A 21,302-nucleotide genomic window follows, 5' to 3' on the forward strand; every position below is an offset into this window, starting at 1 on the left:
CTATCTGCAAAAACCACACGCGAAGCCGAAACTGCAAACTCAATCCAGCGTCAACATGATTTTACCTATATGCAAACCCTCTTCCATCATGGCATGGGCTTGCGCAGCCTGTTCCAGCGGGAAAGTTTGATGTATCACTGGCACTATTTGCTTCGTCGCCAGCAAGGGCCAGACACTCGCCTGCAATTCAGCAGCAATTTTTGCCTTGAAAGCAACAGAACGTGGTCGCAAAGTCGATCCTGTTACAGTCAGACGCCTGCGCAAGACCTGCCCCAGATCAAGCTCAGCCGAATTGCCACCAAGCAGGGCAATAATAGCCAGCCTGCCATCATCTGCCAGGCAATTGATTTCTTTCGGCACATAAGATCCAGCAACCATGTCCAGGATGACATCGATGCCCTTACCTGTCGTCAACTCCTTGACGACTTCGACGAAATTTTCAGTCTTATAATTGATACCGCGCTCAGCACCCAATCTTTCAGTCGCCCGGCATTTTTCATCCGATCCAGCCGTGGCAAAAACCCTGTGTCCTAATGCCCGGGCAATCTGGATTGCTGCCACACCTATGCCTGAAGTACCGCCCTGCACCAGAAAACTTTCGCCAGGCGACAAATGCGCACGCTGGAATACATTACTCCAGACCGTAAAATAGGTTTCTGGCAGCGAGGCTGCCTCTATCATGGACAGGCCCGCTGGCGCCTTCAGGCACTGGCCCACAGGTGCTAGGCAATACTCCGCATACCCCCCACCCTGCACTAGCGCACAAACCTGGTCACCCAGCTCAAAACCACTACCCTGCACATCACCACCAACCACCTCACCCGCCACTTCCAGCCCAGGCAAATCAGAAGCCCCTGGTGGCACAGGATAAAAACCAAGACGCTGCAAGACATCAGGGCGATTCACGCCTGCTGCCGCAACCTTGATCAATAGCTCGCCAGCACCCGGCACTGGCAAGGGCCTGCTGCATATTTGCAAGACTTCAGGTTTGCCGTACTGGGTAATTTCAATTGCGCGCATGTCAGTTTTCATCTTCAGCCTTTGTATGAGTCCAGCAATACTAGCCATAATTGTATGCGAATAAAAAAACGCCCGTGCAAGACGGGCGTTTTCAACTCATACAAGCCTTCCGGCCTGAGAATTTATTACTGCTGTTGCTGCTGCGGCTGAGCTTGCGCCTCAGACTCAGAAGCAGCTGCTTTCATCGACAACTTGAAGCGGCCACGGTCATCAGTTTCCAGCACTTTTACACGCACTTGCTGACCTTCTTTGAGATAGTCAGCAACAGCATTCACGCGCTCATTGGCGATCTGGCTGATGTGCAGCAAACCATCTTTACCTGGCATGATTTGCACAATCGCGCCGAAGTCCAGCAACTTCAGCACTGTACCTTCGTAGATTTTGCCGACTTCAACTTCTGCCGTCAGCTCTTCGATACGACGCTTGGCTTCCTGGCCAGCTGCTGCATCAACAGAAGCGATAGTGACTACACCTTCGTCGCTGATATCGATTTGCGTGCCAGTTTCCTCTGTCAAGGCACGGATCACTGCGCCACCCTTACCGATAACATCACGGATTTTTTCAGGATTGATCTTGACAGTGATCAGGCGTGGAGCGAAGTCAGACAATTCGGATTTACCGACAGGTACGGCTTCTTGCATTTTACCCAGAATATGGATACGGCCTTCTTTAGCTTGGGCCAAAGCGACTTGCATGATTTCTTTAGTGATACCCTGAATTTTGATATCCATTTGCAGGGCTGTAATGCCTTCTGCAGTACCGGCTACTTTAAAGTCCATGTCGCCGAGGTGATCTTCATCACCCAGGATGTCAGTCAGAACAGCAAACTTGTTGCCATCTTTGATCAGGCCCATAGCGATACCGGCAACGTGCGCCTTCATTGGCACGCCAGCATCCATCAAAGCCAGGCAGCCGCCGCAGACGGAAGCCATGGAAGAAGAACCATTGGATTCTGTAATTTCAGATACCAGACGGACTGAGTAGCTGAAATCTTCCGGATCAGGCAGAGCGGCTTGCAATGCACGTTTAGCCAAACGGCCATGACCGATTTCACGACGCTTAGGCGTACCAACACGGCCTGTTTCGCCAGTAGCGAACGGAGGCATGTTGTAATGCAACATGAAGCGGTCAGAGTATTCACCCATCAGCGCATCAATTTTTTGCTCGTCACGGGCAGTACCCAGAGTGGCGATAACCAAGGCCTGAGTTTCACCGCGCGTGAACAGGGCTGTACCATGCGTACGTGGCAAAACGCCAGTGCGGATAGTGATAGGACGCACAGTGCGTGTATCACGACCATCGATACGTGGCTCGCCTTCGAGGATTTGGGAACGAACGATTTTCGCTTCCAGATCAAACAGGATATTGCCAACTTCAGATGAATCAGGAGCAGCTTCGCCTCTGGCAGTCGCTTGCTCAGCCAGTGCTGCCGAAACTGAAGAAGTTGCCGCCTTCAATTGTTCAGTACGTGCCTGTTTTTCTTTGGTTTGATAAGCAGCGCGCAACAAAGGCTCTGCTACTGCTGTGACAGCAGCAATCAATGGCTCATTTTTTGCAGCAGGCGCCCATTGCACTTCAGGTTTGCCACCGTCACGTACCAGCTCATGGATCGCATCGATAACAGCCTTCATTTGCTCGTGACCGAACACAACCGCGCCCAACATGACTTCTTCAGACAATTGTTGTGCTTCAGACTCAACCATCAACACGGCTTGCTCAGTACCAGCAACAACCAGGTCCAGCTTGGATTGCTTCAGTTGAGTTGCAGTTGGGTTCAATACATATTGACCATCAATATAACCAACGCGTGCAGCACCAACCGGGCCACTGAATGGGATGCCAGCAACGGAAATCGCTGCGGAAGCACCGATCATGGCAGCGATATCAGGGTCGATTTCTGGATTGACGGACAATACATGAATGATGACCTGAACTTCATTCAGATAACCTTCTGGGAACAGAGGGCGGATAGGGCGATCGATCAAACGGGAAGTCAGTGTTTCTTTTTCTGATGGACGACCTTCACGCTTGAAGAAACCGCCAGGAATACGACCGGCAGCGTAAGTTTTTTCCATGTAATCCACGGTCAGAGGAAAGAAATCCTGACCTGGCTTTGCATCTTTCTTGGCGACGACGGTTGCCAGTACAACGGTATCTTCTATGGATACCAGGACTGCACCCGATGCCTGGCGAGCGATTTCGCCGGTTTCCAGTGTTACCTGGTGCTGACCATATTGGAAGGTTTTAGTAATTTTATTAAACACAATGTGTCCTTTCTATTTGCCGACAGATTTTCAGGCGCTGTCGTTCACCTCACCACGAGCAATCCGCCTGGATTGCTTTTTGCCTGTTTTTCAATATTTACATCAAAAACCGGGCTAAAACTGGGTAAAACCAAAACTCTAGATGGACAAAAAGCCTGCGACAGTCAACTGACGCAGGCTTTTTGCTACAAATCTTTTGCTAAATTCAGCAAGAATTACTTACGCAAGCCGAGTTTTTCGATCAGTGAGCGATAGCGATTCAAGTCTTTACCTTTCAGGTAAGACAACAGACTCTTACGACGGTTAACCATCATGATCAAACCACGACGTGAGTGGTGATCTTTAGAGTGTGCTTTGAAGTGACCATTCAGATCATTGATACGTGCAGTCAACAGAGCAACTTGCACTTCAGGAGAGCCTGTGTCGTTTTGACCACGGGCATTGTCCGCTACGATAGCGGCTTTTGCATTTTTTTCGATAGACATGATTTTCCTTAACATGCGATAACAATAGTCGCCGTTCTTACAAAAACAGCTACAAAACCATCATTATCGTGACATAACAATCCCGCCGGAATGGCAGGACGCGTGACTATAACACCGTTTTTAGCCAGAATCAAATCTGCTTTAAATCTGGGGGTTCAGTTTCTCGGTCTTAGATTGCAATTTATTCAGCGCCGACAAATAGGCTTTCGCTGAAGCAACAACGATATCAGGATCAGCACCAACACCATTCACGATGCGACCAGCCTTGGAGAGGCGCATAGTCACCTCGCCTTGCGATTGCGTACCAGTGGTGATCGCATTCACCGAGAACAACAACAGCTCTGCCCCGCTCTGCACCTTGGAATCAATGGCATTTACGATGGCGTCAACCGGGCCATTGCCATTACCTTCGCAAGTCACTTCTTTACCATCTGCGGTAAATACGACTTTGGCGTAAGGCAATTCACCCGTTTCTGAACGCTGCGACAAAGACACATAATGGAAGGCATCATTATTATGTGCATGTTCTTCGTCAGAGACCAGGGCAAGGATATCCTCGTCGAATATGTCAGATTTACGGTCGGCCAGTTCCTTGAAGCGGGCAAAGGCGGCATTGACTTCAGTTTCCGACTCCAGTGCGATACCCAATTCTTCCAGGCGCTGTTTAAAGGCATTACGGCCAGACAATTTACCCAACACCAGTTTGTTGGCGCTCCAGCCCACATCTTCGGCACGCATGATTTCGTAGGTATCACGCGCCTTCAAGATGCCATCCTGATGGATGCCGGAAGCATGGGCAAAGGCATTTGCGCCAACGACGGCCTTATTTGGCTGCACGGCAAACCCGGTGATTTGCGATACCAGCTTAGATGCTGGCACGATCTGGCTGATATCTATACCCAGCTGCAAATCAAAATAATCCTTGCGGGTGCGAACGGCCATGACGATTTCTTCGAGCGCAGTATTACCAGCACGCTCACCCAGGCCATTGATGGTGCACTCAATCTGGCGCGCACCACCTATCATGACGCCCGCCAGGGAGTTGGCGACAGCCATACCCAGATCATTGTGGCAATGCACAGACCAGACTGCTTTGTCGGAATTAGGAATACGTTCACGCAAAGACTTCAGCATATTGCCATAGAGCTCAGGCACGGCGTAACCGACGGTGTCGGCAAAGTTGATCGTTGTTGCACCTTCTTTGATGACTGCCTCCAGCACGCGACAGAGGAAATCCATGTCTGAACGGCTGCCATCTTCAGGGCTGAATTCCACATCATCGGTAAAGTTGCGGGCATAGCGCACCGCCTGTATCGCTTGCTCCAACACCTGGTCTGGTGTCATGCGCAATTTTTTTTCCATATGCAAAGGAGAAGTCGCGATGAAAGTATGAATACGCTTGCGTTGCGCTGCTTGCAAGGCCTCTGCAGCACGGGCAATGTCACGGTCATTGGCGCGCGACAAAGAGCAAACCGTCGAATCCTTGATGATGGAAGCAATCGCCTTAATGGACTCAAAATCACCAGGCGACGCTGCCGCAAAACCGGCCTCAATCACATCAACTTTCATTCTTTCCAGTTGCTTGGCAATGCGGATTTTTTCATCCTTGGTCATCGATGCACCAGGGGATTGCTCGCCATCGCGCAAGGTTGTGTCGAATATGATGAGTTTGTCGGCCATGTTATTGCTCCTGATATGAATTGAAGTCTGAAATGTTGTAGATGTAAAACTGCAAACTGTGAATATTCTCTGGCCTACCCTTGCAAGACGCACATGGGTGGCGAGACTACTCGAATTGTGGGTATAGGGGGATTTAGCGCGTGAACGCTAGTAGAGATGCCAGCAATAGCGATAGCAAACCAGACAGGCCTGCTGTAATGTTTTTTGCTATTGATGTAGATGCGGAGTTCATGCCGAAGACTATAAGCGCAAAGGCGAAAAAGTGCAAGAATTTATAGCAGGAAAATCCTGCTTTTCTCAGGCAGAAAAGCAAAAAAGCCGCAATACATTTTCCATACTGCGACTTTTCTTGAAAAACACCGAATTTAATCTGGCAGCGCGAGTTTTGATGCCAATTTATTTTTCATCGTGATGATGATCATCTACACTGGTCTGCACGATGCTGACTGGCCTGCCCTTGCGCCAACGCCACAGCAAGACTACATAGCCAGACAAGCCATACAGGACGAACAAGCCAAACAAAACCTTGGGCGGATCACTAACCACCGCAACATAAGCCAGCACGATGAGAAAAGGTGCAATAAATGGCACTGACTTACGCAGGTTCACGTCCTTGAAACTATAGAAAGGCACATTGGTCACCATCGTCAAACCAGCGAACAAGGTGATACTCCAGGTACTCCAGCTCAGCTCTTTACCTGGAAAATGCAGGTCTTCCATCAACAATACAAACCCTGCCACCAGAGCCGCCGCTGCAGGACTGGGCAACCCCTGGAAGTAACGCTTATCGACTACCCCAATATTGGTATTGAAGCGCGCCAGACGCAAAGCTGCACCGGCACAATAGACGAAGGCAGCCAGCCAACCCAGCTTACCCATGCCTTTTAGTGACCACTCATAAGCCACCAGCGCAGGGGCGGCCCCAAAGGAAATCATGTCTGACAAACTATCGTACTGCGCCCCAAACTCACTTTGAGTATTGGTCATGCGGGCAACGCGGCCATCCAGGCTATCCAGTACCATGGCCACAAATATTGCCAGGGCAGACTGGTCAAAACGCTGATTCATTGCCATCACAATGGCATAAAAACCGCAAAACAGGGCTGCCGTCGTAAAAGCGTTAGGCAATAAGTAAATCCCTCGCCGTCTCTTTGGAGAAACCTCAGCGGCAACGACTTCGGCAGATTGTTGGGTTTTGCGCACCCCCTTGGGGAAAAGCTTGAAACTACCCTTGGGCTTGCGTCGATTAGGAGTGGACATGCGGTTATTTCGTAAAAACTTGCCCGGCAGCGCCAGGCAATAGAAATCAAAAGTGTGGGCAGTATAACCTTGATTATTGACTGCGAAAACAATTCACACACTTGGATGACATGCTTGTGACAGCAAGCAGGCTGCAGAACAACAGCTACATAAACAAAAATCGCCCTTGCGGGCGATTTTTTAGTCTTCAAGCTGCGTGCGCCTGCAAGCGCATGCTGGATGATGCACGGCGATCTGAAGAATTAGTTCTTCGACTGATCAACCAGTTTGTTTTTAGCGATCCATGGCATCATGGCACGCAATTTCGCGCCCACTTCTTCGATTTGATGCTCGGAAGTCAAGCGACGACGGGAGATCAACGTAGGTGCGCCAGCCTTGTTTTCCAGGATGAAGCTCTTCGCGTATTCACCAGTCTGAATATCTTTCAAACATTGACGCATGGCGTTTTTGGTGTCTTCTGTAACGACTTTAGGGCCAGTCACATATTCGCCGTATTCTGCATTGTTGGAGATCGAGTAATTCATGTTGGCGATACCGCCTTCATAGATCAGGTCAACGATCAGCTTCAATTCATGCAGGCATTCGAAATAAGCCATTTCTGGCGCGTAGCCAGCTTCAACCAGGGTTTCAAAACCAGCCTTGATGAGTTCAACTGCACCACCGCACAGAACAGCTTGTTCACCGAACAAATCTGTTTCTGTTTCTTCACGGAAGTTGGTTTCGATGATGCCCGCACGGCCACCGCCGTTGGCCATCGCGTAAGACAAGGCGATGTCACGGGCAGAACCGGATTTGTCTTGATATACAGCAATCAGGTGAGGCACACCACCACCCTGGCTATAAGTACCACGCACCGTGTGGCCAGGTGCCTTAGGAGCGATCATGATCACGTCCAGATCAGCGCGTGGCACGACTTGGCCGTAGTGAACATTGAAGCCGTGAGCAAATGCCAGCACTGCGCCTTGTTTAGCGTGAGGGGCAACATTTTCAGCATACACCTGTGCAATGTTTTCATCTGGCAGCAAGATCATGATGACATCAGCAGCTTTGACTGCATCATTCACTTCAGCCACGTTCAGACCCGCATTTTTTGCCTTATCCCAGGATGCGCCGCCTTTACGCAGGGCGACAGTTACTTTACAGCCGGAATCATTCAAGTTCTGTGCATGTGCGTGACCTTGAGAACCGTAGCCGATGATAGCAACGTTTTTGCCTTTGATCAGGGAGAGATCACAATCTTTATCGTAGAAAACTTTCATTTTGTATCCTAATAATTAAGTATTTTGTAGGGGATGGCGTATGCCTGAAACTATTTTTTAAACCTTGAGGATGCGTTCGCCGCGTCCTATGCCTGAACCACCGGTACGTACCGTTTCCAGAATTGCCGTGCGGTCAATGGAATCAATGAAAGCATCCAATTTACCTTTATTACCGGTCAATTCTATGGTGTAGGTCTTTTCGGTGACATCGATGATGCGGCCACGGAAAATATCTGCAGTGCGCTTCATTTCTTCGCGCTCCTTGCCGACCGCTCTCACCTTGATCAGCATCAGTTCGCGCTCTATATGCGCGCCCTCGGTCAGATCAACGACCTTGACCACCTCAATCAGGCGATTCAAATGCTTGGTGATCTGTTCGATGATGTCGTCAGAACCAGAAGTCACGATCGTCATGCGTGACAGTGTCGGGTCTTCGGTTGGTGCAACCGTCAGGGTTTCAATGTTGTAGCCGCGGGCAGAAAACAGACCAACCACGCGGGACAAGGCACCGGCTTCATTCTCAAGAAGGATGGAAATAATATGTCTCATTACAGATCCTCCGAACCCAGCAACATTTCAGTCAAACCCTTGCCTGCCTTGACCATAGGCCAGACATTCTCGGTTTGATCAGTAATGAAATTCATGAACACCAGCCTGTCTTTCATGGCAAAGGCTTCACGCACTGCGCCGTCTACGTCTGCCGGGTTTTCTATCTTCATACCAACGTGACCATATGCCTCAACCAACTTGGTAAAGTCAGGCAAAGAGTCCATATAAGACTCGGAATACCGTGAACCATAATCAATTTGCTGCCACTGCCTGACCATGCCGAGGAAGCGGTTATTCAACAAGATGATTTTTGGCGTCAGATGATATTGCTTGCAGGTTGCCAGCTCCTGTATGCACATCTGTATCGAGGCTTCGCCAGTGATACAGGCAACAGTCGCATCAGGGTTGGCCATTTGCACACCCATGGCATATGGCAAACCTACGCCCATGGTGCCCAGGCCACCGGAATTGATCCAGCGACGTGGCTTGTCGAAACGATAGTATTGCGCAGCCCACATCTGGTGTTGACCTACGTCAGAGGTCACAAAGGCATCACCCTTGGTGACTTCCCAAACTTTTTCAACTACGGATTGTGGCTTGATGACTTCATTCGAAGTCGGGTATTTCAGGCATTCGCGGCCACGCCATTCATTGACTTGTTTCCACCAGGCAGCCAGTGCCTTGGGATCAGGACGTGTCTCAACCGTACTCAGTTGCGACAGCATTTCCTGCAACACGTCTTTGACATTACCCACGATAGGAATATCAACCTTGACGCGCTTGGAAATCGACGAAGGATCAATATCAATATGAATGATCTTGCGTGGATGCGAAGAAAAATGTTTCGGGTTGCCGATCACACGGTCATCAAAACGTGCACCAATGGCGATCAGCACGTCACAGTGCTGCATGGCCATATTGGCTTCGTAAGTACCATGCATACCTGGCATGCCGACGAATTTTTCATCGCTGGCACGGTAGGCGCCCAGACCCATCAGGGTATTGGTGCAAGGGAAGCCGAGCAGATCAACAAGCTTGTTCAGTTCCGGTGCTGCATGCGCGAGAATCACGCCACCACCGGTGTAAATCATGGGACGTTCAGCCTGCAACAGCAATTGCACAGCCTTGCGAATTTGTCCTGCATGCCCTTTGTCGACTGGCTTATAAGAGCGCATTTCGACTTCTTTAGGGTAGCTATAGGTAGTTTTGTGCATGCTGATATCTTTAGGGATATCCACCAGCACAGGGCCCGGACGACCTGTCGTTGCAATGTAGAATGCTTTCTTGACGGTCTCGGCCAGGTCTCTGACGTCTTTCACCAAAAAATTATGCTTTACGCATGGACGGGTGATACCAACAGTATCGCATTCCTGGAAAGCATCCTGGCCAATAACGGCACTAGGCACCTGCCCTGAAATGATCACCATGGGAATCGAATCCATATAAGCAGTTGCCAGCCCGGTTACCGCATTGGTAACACCAGGCCCGGAAGTGACCAAGGCCACGCCGACTTTATTGGAGGAACGGGAATAAGCATCAGCAGCATGTACTGCAGCCTGCTCGTGACGCACCAGGATATGTTGAAACTTATCCTGATTGAAGATCGCATCATAGATATAGAGTACGGCACCACCCGGATATCCGAATACGTGCTCAACACCCTCTTCGGCAAGACACTTGACAAGTATCTCTGCGCCTGTAAATTCTGAACTCATAAATTGTGTCCTTTCAAGGTCCATAGGAGATTGATCGGATGTTCTTTCCTGGCGAAATCGACATGTAAATACCGGAAAGCTGAGATCCCTTTATGTGCGGTCACATCGCCCTTTACACATCCGTTGGATATGGTGCCAGGCAAGGCTTAGTGCACTCGTTCAATCAGTATTAAGGCTTTACAACGACAGACTTCTCACGCTTGTGGCATGGGTCAGAACAAACAGCTACTTAAAGCGAACTTGCCGGCTGCAGCATTGTGGGCTGTTCCAGGCAAGTATTTTATGCCCCGAGATTTTGGAGCGGACTCACAAGGTACTGCGTCGCAGCATTTTGGTCAAGGAAAATTCTATAAGAAAAGAAACTTATTTACCGTTAAAATGTTGTCAAATGACAAGAAACCACAAAATTCAGGACATAAGTACGTATTTTTGCTAGCATGTGCGCAATTTTGCATAGCCAGCTTCCTTAAAAGTTCAGCGCCACTCGTCAAAGCAAATGCGCAATGACTATCAGGAAGCAGCACCTGCTATAAACAACGTAACTGCCGACAATGGCCACAGACAAAGAATTATCCAGCTTTTTGGAAGGTGTGGAACGACGCGCTTTCAAACATGCTGTCTACACGGTAAGAAATGAAGAATCAGCTCTGGACATTGTCCAGGAAGCAATGATCAAGCTCGCCGAAAAATACGGCGACAAACCAGCAGCTGAATTGCCCATGCTGTTCCAGCGCATATTGCAAAACACCATCCTGGATTTTTTCCGCCGGGAAAAGGTCAGAAACACCTGGGTCAGCTTGTTTTCCAACATTACGCCATCAAATAGCCAAGATGATGATAGCTTTGATTTATTGGAAAGTTATGCAGCGGAAGATGGCACAGAAGCATCAGAATCCAGTGCCGACAAGATAGAACGTGAGCAAGTTCTTAACATTATTGATGAAGAAATAAAAAAACTTCCCGCGCGTCAACGGGAAGCCTTCCTCATGCGTTATTGGGAAGACATGGATGTAGCGGAAACCGCCGCTGCAATGGGGTGCTCAGAGGGCAGCGTCAAAACACACTGCTCCAGAGCAACACATGCATTGGCTGTCACGCTCAAGGCTAAAGGAATTCACCTATGAACTATTCAAAAGAAGCGAAGGACCTTGAATTTGCTTACAAGGTAAAAAGAGCGCTGAATGAGTCAGCGGAAAACCTGCCTGCGCCCACCTTAGACAGGTTGGCGCAAGCGCGCAAGCTGGCTTTGGCGCGCAAGAAGCAAGAATCACCTGCAGCAGTGCAAGTACTAAAGGGTGTGCTGGCTGGCAATTCTGGCTTTTCTTTCCAGGGGCCTGGTTCCTGGCTGGGCAAGCTGGGCCTGGTCTTACCCTTGTTGGTATTAATAATCGGCCTGCTGGGTATATACGAGTACGAGCAACAGCAAAACATCAACGAACTGGCAGATATTGATACTGCCGTCCTGGTGGATGAATTGCCGCCAGCCGCCTATGTCGATACCGGGTTCAGTGCATATTTGAACAAAACGGAGGAGTAGTAGTGACGTTTGCGTTAATACCGAATTCTGTCTGCCTCGTCATTTTGTCACTTGCGATACCGCTGGCTTTTGCTGGCGGTGTTTCTGTTCCTGCGTCCAATCCACAAAGTACAGTTAAGGCAAGCACTGGCCTGCTGGGTGGCAGTACCCTGAGCAAACCGCTGTGGAAAGAACTCAGTGCTGCACAGAAACAGGCTTTGGCACCATTGAGTCCGGAATGGGACAAGATGTCTGAACTCGCCAAGAAAAAATGGTTGGGGATAGCAGATCGTTACGCGACGATGAAGCCGGACGAACAAGCCAGACTACAAGAACGTATGCGTGACTGGGTTAAGTTAACACCAGAGCAACGTATGGCTGCCCGTGAGAATTACGCAAAATCAACACAACTCAAGCCTGAGCATAAGTCTGCACAGTGGCAACAATATCAACAGTTAAGCGAAGAAGAAAAGAAACGCCTGGCTGATGAAAGTCAGAAAAAGAAAAGCGTAACCAATTTACCATTGGAATCTGTCAAAAATCCAAAAATTCTGGCTCCCATCAAAGTGGGCCCTAAACCTGCCAGCGCTACGCAACCCGGTGTCAAAGTTGTTACGCCAGCGTCACTGCCGGCGACCAATGTTGCTCCCGCCATCAACCCAGCCCCCGCCTCGAGCATGAATGAGGCGGCAGCAAGTAATCCTGCCCCTCAGGGAACAAGCAAGTAATCCTGTGAATCCTGATCTGACTGCTCCACCACTACGTCGCCGACTGATTTGCATGGTCTATGAAGCCATGCTCTTGTTTGGCATTGTTTTCGTTTCCGATTTCTTGTTCGACGTCATCACCCAGAGTAAGCATGCTCTGGTATTACGTCATGCTCGCCAGTTCTGGCTATTTCTGGTCATCGGTACCTATTTTGTATTTTGCTGGACCCGAAGTGGCCAGACCCTGGCCATGCAAACCTGGCGCATCAAGGTGGTCGACCTGGATGGTGGCAGGCTCCCTGTCATCAAGGCCATCGTTCGCTACTGTCTGGCATGGATGTGGTTTTTGCCAGCCGCAGCCCTGGTTTACCAGCTTGGCCTCAAACAATGGGCAATGGCTGCAGCAATCGCCTTGGGCATGCTGGCGTGGGCATTGACAGCCCGCCTCGACAAGTATGGACAATTCCTGCATGATCGCCTTGCCAAGACCAGACTGGTGCATATTCCCTCAGAAAAAGAACTGAAAGCGCAGTCCGAAGCCTGATACTCTTTTGATGTTGCGCTTTCAATGTTATTCTTATGAAATAATTTATCGAGAAGAATGACATGCAACACAAAGCTCCTCGTCGCACCAGGGAACGGATACTAGAACTTTCCCTACGCCTTTTCAATGAGTTCGGTGAACCGAATATCACCACGACCGTGATTGCGGAGGAAATGAATATTTCCCCAGGCAATCTGTATTATCATTTCCGCAATAAAGACGATATTGTTAATTCCATCTTCGTTCAATTCGAGGCAGAAATTAACAAGAAACTGGCCTTCCCAGAAGGGCGCAAAGCCAATATCCAGGATATCTGGACTTATCTGCACCTGACCTTTGAGCTGGTCTGGCGTTACCGTTTTTTCTATCGCGACCTGAATGATTTACTCTCCAGGAATCGCAAGCTTGAACTCAACTTCAAAGAAATACTGACGCACAAGATCAAGGTTGCAACCGGACTTTGCACAGGCTTGCGTGCCGATGGCGAATTTGAAGCCAGTGATATAGATATCGATGCCCTGGCCACCAATATGGTGGTGGTGGCAACTTACTGGCTGTCTTATGAATATGTGCGCAATCCGCGCAAATATACCGAGTTGCAAACCATGTCAGAGTCGCTGGCACGCGGCTGTTATCAGGTGATCGTCCTGATCAGCCCGTATCTGCGTGGCGAAACCAAAAATGTCTTTGAAAAGCTGTCACAAGACTATTTGCGCAAGATCAATCCGACATGAAGAATATTTGCGTTTATTGCGGGTCCTCTCCCGGCATTACCGAAGACTACGCCATTGCAGCACGCCAGTTAGCTGCCGAACTCGTCAGGCAAGACCTGGGACTGGTGTACGGCGGCGGCAATGTTGGCCTCATGGGGGTGATTGCTGATGAAGTCATGCGTCTGGGCGGCAAAGTCACGGGTGTTATCCCCAAAGCATTGATGGACAAGGAAGTTGGTCACACTGCCCTCACCTCCTTGCACGTCGTTGCCAATATGCATGAGCGCAAGGCCATGATGGCAGAATTGTCTGACGCTTTCATCGCCATGCCCGGCGGCATTGGTACATTGGAAGAGTTATTTGAAGTGCTGACCTGGTCACAACTGGGTTTCCATGAAAAACCAGTAGGTTTATATAATATTAATGATTTTTATCGAAAACTGCATGATTTTCTCTTGCATACAGTAGAGCAAGGATTTCTGCGGCCTCCCCATCTGGATCTGCTATATATGGAAACAGAGCCTGCAAAGCTATTACAAAAATTTGCCGACTATCGTCCAGTGCACGTAAAAAAATGGCTGGAAGTCAAAGACCTTTGAGTTTCTGAGTCAATTGAAGCCTTACTCCATGGGCAAAACACCATAGCTAGCCCAAAAGCAGAGTAAAATGCGACTTCATCCGACTTTTTGTGTTTATTTCAAATTATGAAATTCTCCAAGCAATTCTCGCTGTACGAATCCGAAGCAACCAACTTCATCAAAGACTTAAAAAAAGCCAACCCTGCACTGGAACAAAGCCAACGCGATGGCCGCGCCCTGCTGTGGGACAAGCAAGCGATAGATTTGGATACGCAAAAACGTAATCAGGAATCGCGCATCAACCAGCAAGCCTACGTGTATCAAAACAAGGGCTGATTCGGCCCGCATTGATACTACATATACGTAGCCGGAAAGCTTGTGAGCACTACGAACGCTTTGACGCCAACCGATTTACCTTTGGTTGGTGCGGTCGACAGCACACCTGATGTTGTCGATGGCTTAGCATTTGCCAAGCTTTATGGCGAGCCGCTCTTTAAGCTGCCAAATGATCTTTATATTCCGCCAGACGCGCTGGAAGTATTCCTGGAAGCATTTGAAGGCCCGCTGGACTTGCTGTTGTACCTGATACGCAAGCAAAATTTCAATATCCTCGACATCCCCATGGCGCAAGTTACGCTGCAGTACTTGCAGTATGTCGAACAGATACGCAAACACAATCTGGAACTGGCCGCTGAGTATTTGCTGATGGCCGCCATGCTCATCGAAATCAAGTCGCGCATGCTGCTGCCATCGAATAAAAGCAAAGACAGCGAAGAAGCCGATGACCCACGTGCAGAACTAGTACGCCGTCTGCTCGAATACGAGCAAATGAAGCTGGCCGCCTATGACCTCAATGCGGTACCGCAACTGGGTCGTGACTTTTTGCATGCTCAGGTGTTTGTCGAACAAAACACCGTATTGCACTGGCCGCATGTGGATATCGCTGATTTGCAATCTGCCTGGGCAGATGTATTGAAACGTGCCACTCTGGTTGCCCATCACAAAATCAGCCGCGAAGAACTCTCAGTACGTGAACACATGACGGGTATTTTGCGCAAGCTGCAGTCATCCAAGTTTGTAGAATTTTCAGACCTGTTTGACATTAGCCGAGGTGCGCCAGTGCTGGTCGTGAATTTTGTTGCCTTGCTTGAACTGGCAAAAGAGACCCTGATAGAAATCACCCAGGCCGAAGCCTTTGCTCCCATCTATGTGCGTCTGGCCTATTCGCCTGCCTGATCATAAGAATAAGACTAATCCTTACTAAAGAGCCGTAACATGAAAATCATTTCCTCCATAGAAGAATTGCGCGACCAGTTGAGCGGACAATTGCGTACTGCATTTGTCCCAACCATGGGCAATTTGCATGAAGGGCATTTATCCCTGATGCGGCTGGCAAAAAAACATGGAGACCCTGTTGTCGCTTCGATTTTCGTGAACCGCCTGCAGTTTGGCCCGAATGAAGACTTCGACAAATACCCGCGCACTTTCCAGGCTGACGTAGAGAAACTGGAAAAAGAAGGCGTGTATGTCTTGTTTGCACCGACTGAAAAAGACCTGTACCCAGAACCGCAAGAGTATCGAGTGCGCCCACCAGATGACCTGGGCAATATACTCGAAGGTGAATTCCGTCCCGGTTTCTTTACTGGCGTCACTACTGTTGTACTGAAACTGTTCTCTTGCGTGCAGCCACGCGTTGCCGTATTCGGTAAAAAAGATTATCAGCAGCTCATGATAGTACGCAATATGAGCAAGCAATTTGCCCTGCCGACTGAAATCATCGCAGCTGAAACTTTCAGGGCAGAAGATGGCCTGGCACTGTCTTCACGCAATATGTATTTGTCGCCAGAAGAACGCGCTGAGGCACCCGCCTTGTACAAGGTCTTAAACGAAGTCGCGCAAGAAATACGTGGCGGCCACCTAGATATGTTTGAACTCGAACGTCAGGCCATGGCAAAATTGGCGACACGCAACTGGAAACCCGATTACATCTCGATACGTAAGCGCGCCGACCTGCAACCACCATCCGCGGGCGATATCGCCCAGCAATCACCGCTTGTTATAGTGGCTGCCGCCAAACTGGGTGGCACACGCCTGATCGACAATCTGGAAATCTGATGCGCTTTTTTCCGCTATTAACAGGCAGTGCTGTGCTTGCAGCCTGCCTGGCAGGAAGCCTAGTTTCAAATACTTCGCACGCCGCCATCACTGTACTGGATGATGCGCAACGCCAGGTCACGCTAGAGAAACCAGCGCAACGCATCATTAGCCTCGCTCCACATATTACCGAGATGCTATTCGAGGCAGGTGCAGCAAATAATATCATTGCAGTAACCGACTATAGCGACTATCCCGAAGCCGCGAAAAAACTGCCATCGATAGGCAATATTTTTGCCCTGGATCTGGAGCGCCTGCTTGCCCTCAAACCTGATCTGGTCATCGTCTGGGGTACAGGCAATGCGAAAATCCTGGCCAACAAATTGCGCAGCAACCACATCACCGTCTTTGAAAGTGAGCCACACAACTTTGAAACGGTGGCAACTTCGATAGAAAGACTTGCGACGCTGGCTGGCACTGGAAGTGCTGGTAAAGCCAATGCACAAAAGTTCAGGCAGCGTCTCGACAGTCTGCGCAAGACTTATCAATTACCAGTTGGGGTAGCGCCGGTCAGCGTGTATTATCAAATGATACGCAGGCCCTTGATGACCATCAATGACACACATATGGTGTCCGACTCCATACGCCTGTGTGGTGGAAGAAATGTATTCGGTCAACTCAAGGAACTGAGTTCAACTATCACCAACGAAGCTGTGCTGGCTGCCAACCCTGATGTCATATTCAGCAGCGGTGAAAATATCGACAGCATGGCAGACTGGAAGCAATACCCTGTCCTGACTGCAGTAAAGAAAAACAATTTCTACACAGTCAAGGGTGACTGGCTGAACCGGGCCGGGCCACGCATACTCGATGGTACAGAAGCACTTTGCAAGCATCTGGTCACAGCAAGAAGCAAATAGGCGCTGGCAGCAAAGAATTACTTTTCAAGCGATAATGTTTGCCTTGCTTGCTGCCGCAAGTCTTACTGATTGTTTCTCATGCGCCAAGGTATTTTGTTTGCAGGCTCCGCGTATTTTCTCTGGGGCTTGTTCCCCATCTATTTCAAGACCCTGCACGACATACCGGCACTGGAAATTCTGCTAAACCGCATGCTGTGGTCACTGCTTTTTCTGGTCGGCGTACTGACCTGGCGCAAGCAATGGGCCTGGGTCAGTACCGCATTCAGGCAACCAAAACTGATAGGCGGCTTTGCACTTAGCGCCGTACTTTTATCCGCCAACTGGTTTGTGTATATCTGGGCAGTCAATCATGGCCACATCGTTGATGCCAGTCTCGGTTATTTCATCACACCTCTCGTCAATATCCTCATAGGCTCAGTCTTGTTGCGGGAGAAACTGCGCCCTGGTCAATGGCTGTCGGTAGCATTAGCTGCAGTGGGCGTCGCCTGGTTGACAATACAGACTGGTCATCTGCCATGGATAGGCCTGGTGCTGGCTACGACCTTTGGCACTTATGGCTTGCTGCGCAAGACCTCGGCCCTGGGTGCACTGGAAGGCTTGTCACTGGAAACCGCCCTGCTCTTTCCGTTTGCCTTTGGCTGGCTATGCTGGATGACTTTTCATGGACAAAACAGCTTTGCCTCCAGCAGTATAGACATCAAGATGCTGTTGCTCATCAGCGGCCCGATTACCGCCATCCCCTTGTTATTGTTTGCTGCTGGTGCCCGCCGCATACCGATGACGACCCTGGGATTATTGCAATACATTTCACCACTGGTGCAGTTATTGCTGGGTGTCTGGCTATATCACGAGCCCTTCGACATCAACAAGCTGGCCGGTTTTATCGCCATCTGGGCAGCGCTGGTCGTCTATTCGGCGGAAGGTTTATGGCGCAATTTCCGCACTGTCAAAATTGGAGCAAAGCAAGGCAGTTAAGCGCCAATTGCTCCAAAAAGGCCATGTAAATGGATTCGTGTTAAACTGCCGCCTACGCTAGGGGTCCTGGAAATAATTTTTCCGGGTGAGAGAGTCCCTTCTACCTGATCTGGATAATGCCAGCGAAGGGAAGCGCAAAGTCCCGGCTCTTCTTGCTTCTTTGTTTGCTCCCGCGCTGTCACCCACAACGCATTAAGAGCAAACAATGTCCAACCTTACTGTATTACGCCCCACCGTCATCGCACTCTCCATCGCCCAGGCTTTCCTGTTGCTCTCATCTGCCCATGCCCAGAGCACAGCTGGCAATGATAAATCACTGCCAGAAGTGACAATCACAAGCAGCAAAAGCAATGAAGCCAAAGTAGAACGCAGTAAGGTCACTGGTTTCATTGATGCAGCGCTACTGGATACGCCAAACTCAGTCAATGCCTTCAACACAGCTCAGATGCAGGACCTGCGCATACGCCAGACCACTGATGCGATGAAATATGACGCCAGTGTCAATGACGCCTATAACGCCATCGGTTATGCCGAGCAATTCTCGATACGCGGCTTTGCCCTCGATAACTCCAGCAGCTACCGCAAGGATGGTTTTGCCATTCCTGGTGATGCCTCTATTCCTTTGGAAAACAAGGAACGTATAGAAATCCTCAAGGGTATCGCAGGTTTCCAGGCTGGCTTCGGCACGCCGGGCGGTATCATCAATTATGTGACCAAACGCCCTGCCAGCTATGCGGTTCGTTCAGCCACTTTTGAAATCAGTGAGCGCGGTACCGTGTATGGCGCAGCGGACATCAGTGATAATTCCAACGACAAGCAGTTTGGTTTCCGCATCAATGCAGCGGGTGAACGTCTGCGCTCTTATGTCAAAGGTGCGGATGGTCAGCGCCAGTTCGTCTCTGCAGCATTTGACTGGCACATCACTCCGCAAGCCCTGGTGCAAATCGATGCTGATTACCAGCATAAATCTCAATTGTCCGTACCCGGCTTTCAATTATTCAATGGCACTGATTTGCCGCGCGGCGTCCCTGCTGACCTGATGCTGAATGCACAGCCTTGGGCCAGGCCTGTAGATACCCGCAACAGCAATCTGGGGCTGCGTTTTGAATACCAGATCAATGCTGACTGGCGTGTTAGTGTCGCTGGCAACAAGCATGAATTCAAACGTGACGACTACACTGCCTTCCCTTATGGCTGTGGCGCAGCCAACCTGTATCCAGGCTATTGCGCGAATGGCGACTATGACGTGTATGACTACCAAAGCGTGAATGAATCCAAATCTTTATGGGGTACACAAGCCCTCTTGAATGGTAAATTCAATGCGGGTGGCATGCAGCATGAACTGGCACTTGGACTCAGCAATTCGCAGCGCAAGGATTATTTTGGTGACTACATCTATGACTATGCAGGCAGCAGCAATTTGTTCCGCCCCGTCAGCGTAACGCCATCGGCGAATAAAACCGGCCAGGTTTTCTTGCGCCGTACTGATAAGGAATGGTCTGCTTTTGTACAGGACATTATCAGCCTCCAAGACAAGCTGAAACTGCACCTGGGCTTGCGTCACTTGAACATCTCTCGCACTCAGTTCAACAATCCAGGCTATGACCAGAACAAGCTACTGTCAACGGCAGCGCTGGTATTCAAACCGATGCTGCAAGTGTCGGTCTACGGCAGTTTTGCGCAAGGTCTGGAACATGGTGGCATCGCCCCTTTTGGCACCAGCAATGAAAACAAAATGCTTAACCCAGGCAAATCCACGCAAATTGAATTTGGTGTTAAAGCTGACGTACTGCGTGACCTGAGCCTGTCTGCAGCCATCTTCCGCATCAAGAAGCCGCTGGAATATACCAATAGCAGCAATACCTATGTCAGCAATGGCGAAGCACTGCACACAGGCCTGGAACTCTCTGCACAGGGCAAACTGACATCACAGTTGAATCTGGGTGCCAGCCTGACTGCGCTGGATGCTAAACAGCAAAACACCGGCGTCAGCAGTCTCGACGACAAGCGTGTCATGAATGTGCCACGCTTCAAATCCACTATTTATGCTGATTATGCAGTAGCAGAATTCAAGGGCTTGAATGTGAATGCAAGCTGGCAATATGCCAGCAGCAAGGCTTTCAGCCCGGACAATAGTGTTACTGTGCCAGGTTACCATCTCGTGAATCTGGGTGCGCGCTATACCACGCAAATTGGTAATACAGCTACCACCCTGCGCTTCAATATCGATAATGCGCTGGACAAGTTTTACTGGCGTGATGTAACGCAATCACTGGGTGGTTATCTATTCCCTGGTGCGCCACGCACATACAAAGTGTCGGCACAATTCGATTTCTGATACAACATGCCCTGTTCAAAAAGCGATGTCAGATTTATTTGGCATCGCTTTTTTTATTGCCCGTGGTACTGGTATTAAATACCTTGTAGACAACGCGTGGCATGGTATCCAGACTATGTCATTCTTAGCTCGCATTCAAGCAAACCTATGGGTCGTGACATGTGGAACATCTTCAAGTATATTTTTGTGATCGCAGCCAGCCTGCTTGCCAGTCTTGCAGGTGCGGAAGAGGTATTGAAATGCCGAGCCAACTTCCGCGATTTTGGGAATGGCAAACGCCAGTTTGACATACAGATAGATAAACTGGCTGACGGTAAACTCACAGGGAAAATTGATGGCAAGCCCGCCAATCAGGATATCAAGATAAAAGAGTACCCGATATCACCTGTACTGGACTATGAAACAGATCCGTATTCAGCCGCCTTTGGCAAGCTCAATGAAGCAGAAATAGCCCTCATTCATATCCATAAATTGCAGCAGGATACATATGCAGGAAAAAGACCGCTCGTTTCATTTCCTTTAAAGGAAGTGGTCAAGGTTCACTATTACGATATGGTGGGCGGAGCGGGCAGTAAAGCCAACAAATTTGGCGGCACGGTAATTTTCGAAGCCTATAACAAGTCTGGAAAATTCCTGGGCCGCGTATTCAGGTCCATCATGGTCACTGATTGCATTTGATTGTATC

Annotated in this window: 22 protein-coding genes and 1 riboswitch; of the genes, 14 read left to right on the forward strand and 8 right to left on the reverse strand. The window is 49.5% G+C overall.

Annotation, left to right across the window (positions count from 1 at the left end; genetic code table 11):
* Positions 1–39 precede the first annotated feature (39 nt).
* The 8 genes from H8L47_RS03555 to H8L47_RS03590 form a co-directional block, all read right to left on the reverse strand.
* The gene (locus H8L47_RS03555; RefSeq protein WP_186951825.1) at positions 40–1,020 is read right to left on the reverse strand and encodes an NAD(P)H-quinone oxidoreductase; all 981 of its coding nucleotides are present in this window, start codon (positions 1,018–1,020) and stop codon (positions 40–42) included.
* 125 nt (positions 1,021–1,145) lie between these two features.
* On the reverse strand, positions 1,146–3,284 hold the full coding sequence (pnp, locus tag H8L47_RS03560; protein ID WP_186951826.1) for a polyribonucleotide nucleotidyltransferase: 2,139 nt from the start codon (positions 3,282–3,284) through the stop codon (positions 1,146–1,148).
* Positions 3,285–3,499: 215 nt separating this feature from the next.
* The gene (gene rpsO / locus H8L47_RS03565; protein ID WP_110253976.1) at positions 3,500–3,769 is read right to left on the reverse strand and encodes a 30S ribosomal protein S15; all 270 of its coding nucleotides are present in this window, start codon (positions 3,767–3,769) and stop codon (positions 3,500–3,502) included.
* Positions 3,770–3,910: 141 nt separating this feature from the next.
* Positions 3,911–5,449 (reverse strand): 2-isopropylmalate synthase, encoded by a 1,539-nt coding sequence (locus tag H8L47_RS03570; RefSeq protein ID WP_186951827.1) that lies wholly within the window; start codon positions 5,447–5,449, stop codon positions 3,911–3,913.
* A 396-nt stretch (positions 5,450–5,845) separates the two neighbouring features.
* Positions 5,846–6,709, reverse strand: coding sequence for a CDP-diacylglycerol--serine O-phosphatidyltransferase (gene pssA, locus H8L47_RS03575; protein WP_186951828.1), 864 nt, complete (start codon positions 6,707–6,709; stop codon positions 5,846–5,848).
* Between the two features lie 242 nt (positions 6,710–6,951).
* The gene (ilvC, locus tag H8L47_RS03580; RefSeq protein ID WP_110253979.1) at positions 6,952–7,968 is read right to left on the reverse strand and encodes a ketol-acid reductoisomerase; all 1,017 of its coding nucleotides are present in this window, start codon (positions 7,966–7,968) and stop codon (positions 6,952–6,954) included.
* 57 nt (positions 7,969–8,025) lie between these two features.
* Complete coding sequence (gene ilvN, locus H8L47_RS03585; protein ID WP_110253980.1) at positions 8,026–8,517, reverse strand: acetolactate synthase small subunit; 492 nt, start codon at positions 8,515–8,517, stop codon at positions 8,026–8,028.
* Positions 8,517–10,232 carry an acetolactate synthase 3 catalytic subunit gene (locus H8L47_RS03590; RefSeq protein ID WP_186951829.1) on the reverse strand — a complete coding sequence of 572 codons (1,716 nt, stop codon included), beginning with the start codon at positions 10,230–10,232 and terminating at the stop codon, positions 8,517–8,519. The genes ilvN and H8L47_RS03590 overlap by 1 nt, the downstream gene beginning before the upstream one ends.
* A 207-nt stretch (positions 10,233–10,439) precedes the next feature.
* On the opposite strand from H8L47_RS03590, the gene H8L47_RS03595 reads away from it, so the two are divergent.
* From H8L47_RS03595 to H8L47_RS03660, 14 genes are all read left to right on the forward strand, one after another.
* Positions 10,440–10,739, forward strand: a complete 300-nt coding sequence (locus H8L47_RS03595) for a hypothetical protein (RefSeq protein ID WP_186951830.1) — start codon at positions 10,440–10,442, stop codon at positions 10,737–10,739.
* A gap of 44 nt (positions 10,740–10,783) precedes the next feature.
* The gene (locus H8L47_RS03600) at positions 10,784–11,356 is read left to right on the forward strand and encodes an RNA polymerase sigma factor (RefSeq protein WP_186951831.1); all 573 of its coding nucleotides are present in this window, start codon (positions 10,784–10,786) and stop codon (positions 11,354–11,356) included.
* Complete coding sequence (locus H8L47_RS03605) at positions 11,353–11,769, forward strand: DUF3619 family protein (protein ID WP_186951832.1); 417 nt, start codon at positions 11,353–11,355, stop codon at positions 11,767–11,769. Before H8L47_RS03600 ends, H8L47_RS03605 begins: the two co-directional genes overlap by 4 nt.
* Before the next feature lie 2 nt (positions 11,770–11,771).
* Complete coding sequence (locus H8L47_RS03610; protein ID WP_305262737.1) at positions 11,772–12,476, forward strand: DUF3106 domain-containing protein; 705 nt, start codon at positions 11,772–11,774, stop codon at positions 12,474–12,476.
* Positions 12,477–12,480: 4 nt separating this feature from the next.
* Positions 12,481–12,999, forward strand: a complete 519-nt coding sequence (locus tag H8L47_RS03615; protein WP_305262735.1) for an RDD family protein — start codon at positions 12,481–12,483, stop codon at positions 12,997–12,999.
* 62 nt (positions 13,000–13,061) lie between these two features.
* Positions 13,062–13,733 (forward strand): TetR/AcrR family transcriptional regulator, encoded by a 672-nt coding sequence (locus H8L47_RS03620; RefSeq protein WP_186951834.1) that lies wholly within the window; start codon positions 13,062–13,064, stop codon positions 13,731–13,733.
* Complete coding sequence (locus H8L47_RS03625) at positions 13,730–14,311, forward strand: LOG family protein (RefSeq protein ID WP_186951835.1); 582 nt, start codon at positions 13,730–13,732, stop codon at positions 14,309–14,311. Before H8L47_RS03620 ends, H8L47_RS03625 begins: the two co-directional genes overlap by 4 nt.
* Before the next feature lie 105 nt (positions 14,312–14,416).
* Positions 14,417–14,626, forward strand: coding sequence for a DUF3460 family protein (locus H8L47_RS03630; RefSeq protein ID WP_110253987.1), 210 nt, complete (start codon positions 14,417–14,419; stop codon positions 14,624–14,626).
* 42 nt (positions 14,627–14,668) lie between these two features.
* Positions 14,669–15,526, forward strand: a complete 858-nt coding sequence (locus tag H8L47_RS03635; protein WP_305262729.1) for a segregation and condensation protein A — start codon at positions 14,669–14,671, stop codon at positions 15,524–15,526.
* Between the two features lie 39 nt (positions 15,527–15,565).
* Complete coding sequence (gene panC / locus H8L47_RS03640) at positions 15,566–16,405, forward strand: pantoate--beta-alanine ligase (RefSeq protein ID WP_186951836.1); 840 nt, start codon at positions 15,566–15,568, stop codon at positions 16,403–16,405.
* Positions 16,405–17,304: a cobalamin-binding protein gene (locus H8L47_RS03645; RefSeq protein ID WP_186951837.1), complete on the forward strand. Its 900-nt coding sequence runs from the start codon at positions 16,405–16,407 to the stop codon at positions 17,302–17,304. The genes panC and H8L47_RS03645 overlap by 1 nt, the downstream gene beginning before the upstream one ends.
* A gap of 78 nt (positions 17,305–17,382) precedes the next feature.
* Positions 17,383–18,279, forward strand: a complete 897-nt coding sequence (gene rarD / locus H8L47_RS03650) for an EamA family transporter RarD (RefSeq protein ID WP_186951838.1) — start codon at positions 17,383–17,385, stop codon at positions 18,277–18,279.
* Positions 18,280–18,328: 49 nt separating this feature from the next.
* A riboswitch (TPP riboswitch) is annotated at positions 18,329–18,427 on the forward strand.
* 57 nt (positions 18,428–18,484) lie between these two features.
* Positions 18,485–20,617, forward strand: a complete 2,133-nt coding sequence (locus H8L47_RS03655; protein WP_186951839.1) for a TonB-dependent siderophore receptor — start codon at positions 18,485–18,487, stop codon at positions 20,615–20,617.
* A 96-nt stretch (positions 20,618–20,713) separates the two neighbouring features.
* Complete coding sequence (locus H8L47_RS03660) at positions 20,714–21,295, forward strand: hypothetical protein (protein WP_186951840.1); 582 nt, start codon at positions 20,714–20,716, stop codon at positions 21,293–21,295.
* Positions 21,296–21,302: the final 7 nt, after the last annotated feature.

Source organism: Undibacterium umbellatum (assembly GCF_014284125.1).
In the GTDB taxonomy this organism is placed as follows: Bacteria; Pseudomonadota; Gammaproteobacteria; order Burkholderiales; family Burkholderiaceae_D; genus Undibacterium; species Undibacterium umbellatum.

What these genes read in the sequence shown, in the direction of transcription:
- H8L47_RS03555 (WP_186951825.1), bottom strand. Translation starts at nt 1,020, where the DNA reads ATGCGCGCAATTGAAATTACCCAGTACGGCAAACCTGAAGTCTTGCAA.
- rpsO (WP_110253976.1), bottom strand. Translation starts at nt 3,769, where the DNA reads ATGTCTATCGAAAAAAATGCAAAAGCCGCTATCGTAGCGGACAATGCC.
- H8L47_RS03570 (WP_186951827.1), bottom strand. Translation starts at nt 5,449, where the DNA reads ATGGCCGACAAACTCATCATATTCGACACAACCTTGCGCGATGGCGAG.
- pssA (WP_186951828.1), bottom strand. Translation starts at nt 6,709, where the DNA reads ATGTCCACTCCTAATCGACGCAAGCCCAAGGGTAGTTTCAAGCTTTTC.
- ilvC (WP_110253979.1), bottom strand. Translation starts at nt 7,968, where the DNA reads ATGAAAGTTTTCTACGATAAAGATTGTGATCTCTCCCTGATCAAAGGC.
- ilvN (WP_110253980.1), bottom strand. Translation starts at nt 8,517, where the DNA reads ATGAGACATATTATTTCCATCCTTCTTGAGAATGAAGCCGGTGCCTTG.
- H8L47_RS03590 (WP_186951829.1), bottom strand. Translation starts at nt 10,232, where the DNA reads ATGAGTTCAGAATTTACAGGCGCAGAGATACTTGTCAAGTGTCTTGCC.
- H8L47_RS03595 (WP_186951830.1), top strand. Translation starts at nt 10,440, where the DNA reads ATGGGTCAGAACAAACAGCTACTTAAAGCGAACTTGCCGGCTGCAGCA.
- H8L47_RS03600 (WP_186951831.1), top strand. Translation starts at nt 10,784, where the DNA reads ATGGCCACAGACAAAGAATTATCCAGCTTTTTGGAAGGTGTGGAACGA.
- H8L47_RS03605 (WP_186951832.1), top strand. Translation starts at nt 11,353, where the DNA reads ATGAACTATTCAAAAGAAGCGAAGGACCTTGAATTTGCTTACAAGGTA.
- H8L47_RS03620 (WP_186951834.1), top strand. Translation starts at nt 13,062, where the DNA reads ATGCAACACAAAGCTCCTCGTCGCACCAGGGAACGGATACTAGAACTT.
- H8L47_RS03625 (WP_186951835.1), top strand. Translation starts at nt 13,730, where the DNA reads ATGAAGAATATTTGCGTTTATTGCGGGTCCTCTCCCGGCATTACCGAA.
- H8L47_RS03630 (WP_110253987.1), top strand. Translation starts at nt 14,417, where the DNA reads ATGAAATTCTCCAAGCAATTCTCGCTGTACGAATCCGAAGCAACCAAC.
- panC (WP_186951836.1), top strand. Translation starts at nt 15,566, where the DNA reads ATGAAAATCATTTCCTCCATAGAAGAATTGCGCGACCAGTTGAGCGGA.
- H8L47_RS03645 (WP_186951837.1), top strand. Translation starts at nt 16,405, where the DNA reads ATGCGCTTTTTTCCGCTATTAACAGGCAGTGCTGTGCTTGCAGCCTGC.
- rarD (WP_186951838.1), top strand. Translation starts at nt 17,383, where the DNA reads ATGCGCCAAGGTATTTTGTTTGCAGGCTCCGCGTATTTTCTCTGGGGC.
- H8L47_RS03655 (WP_186951839.1), top strand. Translation starts at nt 18,485, where the DNA reads ATGTCCAACCTTACTGTATTACGCCCCACCGTCATCGCACTCTCCATC.